This window comes from Ideonella sp. P3_A4, from assembly GCF_056403075.1.
Window position 1 is genome coordinate 1 of record NZ_JBFUGE010001113.1, and the last position, 1,183, is coordinate 1,183.

The window sequence follows — 1,183 nt, forward strand, 5'->3', positions numbered from 1 at the left end:
CCTCTGTCTCAGTGCCGGGTCACATCTGCCATCCAGGCTGGTACCGTGCAATACGTCGTCCTTCGAGCGCTCAGCAGCCCAAGAACAGCCCAGCGTCTGTCAGGCCGGTCAGTATTCGCTCGAAGCCCTTTGCCACTCCAGGGTTGCTTCGGTGAGGTTGCACAAGAAGTTCGGCTTCTCCGAGGTCGGCGTCTTTCGAGAATACGCCGTCAAGCGCGGTCAGTTCATCAGTTCTCTATGGATGCAACGCCTCTTTTGAGCCAGCAACCTAACCCCTCCGTCAAGGGGACGTCCTGCGGCAAGCCGCAGGCCGCCCCTTACGTCGAACGTTAGGCCCTCAATGCCGGTGACCTTCTACCGAGAACATTGCAAGCCGGTCGTTGCTCCTAGTGAACGCAAGCTGGCGCTCGAGCTATCCCGAACTCGAATGTCCTATGCAAACGTCACCAACGATGCCGGTCAATACGTTCAAGTGGCTGGTGGGCCTGGCCTGTTCCTGTTGGAACGCCATGAACCCGATGGGGCCCACTATCGCGCCTCTCAAGAGAAACCAGTAGCACCACATCCTGATGGAACAATACTGGCCTTCAGTGGTGGCAGCGTGGCAATGGCACAGCGTGATTGGTTCCTACTCCAGCAGGTCACTGAAGTCTTTGCAGCATTCGCAGAGGGTCGGGAGTGGCCGCCGTATGTTCACTGGAGCAAAGTCGATCTTGGTGCCTCTCGCTTGGCCTAACCCCTCAGTCAAGGGGACGTCTTGCGGCAAGCCGCAAGCCGCCCCTTACCTCGAACGTTAGGCATCACAAATCAGCCTGATTAGCGATGATCCTCAGCCATGCGAAGCGATGGAAGGGGCGCCGGTTTGCAGGCCACCGCGGCACGAATGAGGCTTTGCATCAGGAGCTTGAGATCGAACCGCCGGTTGAACCGGTACTGATATTCGGCCAGGTATCGCTCGGCGTACTTGTTGAACTTGAAGGCATGGTAAGTACCCGTGATGGCCGTCTTCAGGTTACCCAGCACAGTGTTGATCGCCTTGAGTTCAGCGATCTCGCAAGCCTGCTTGCCGCCACCGGTCACGATGGCTTGGTGGACCGCCAGGCGGTTCCATGCCGTGTAGTTGAAGCTCGGCGCTCCATCGGAGACCACCAGGCTGCCGGGCTCGAGACTGTTCAGGCAGAAC

The 1,183-nt window shown here is 58.5% G+C and carries 3 protein-coding genes; 2 read left to right on the forward strand and 1 reads right to left on the reverse strand.

Going from position 1 to position 1,183, the window contains the following annotated elements; all coding sequences use genetic code 11:
• Together AC1DYI_RS36280 and AC1DYI_RS36285 are read left to right on the forward strand one after the other, a co-directional pair.
• The coding region (locus tag AC1DYI_RS36280) for an N-acetyltransferase family protein (protein ID WP_477208927.1) at positions 1 to 259 on the forward strand (259 nt) is incomplete at its 5' end.
• Positions 260 to 340: 81 nt separating this feature from the next.
• Positions 341 to 736, forward strand: coding sequence for a hypothetical protein (locus tag AC1DYI_RS36285; RefSeq protein ID WP_477208928.1), 396 nt, complete (start codon positions 341 to 343; stop codon positions 734 to 736).
• A gap of 80 nt (positions 737 to 816) precedes the next feature.
• Here AC1DYI_RS36285 and AC1DYI_RS36290 read toward each other — a convergent pair.
• The coding region (locus AC1DYI_RS36290) for a transposase (protein ID WP_477208929.1) at positions 817 to 1,183 on the reverse strand (367 nt) is incomplete at its 5' end.

What these genes read in the sequence shown, in the direction of transcription:
- AC1DYI_RS36285 (WP_477208928.1), top strand. Translation starts at nt 341, where the DNA reads ATGCCGGTGACCTTCTACCGAGAACATTGCAAGCCGGTCGTTGCTCCT.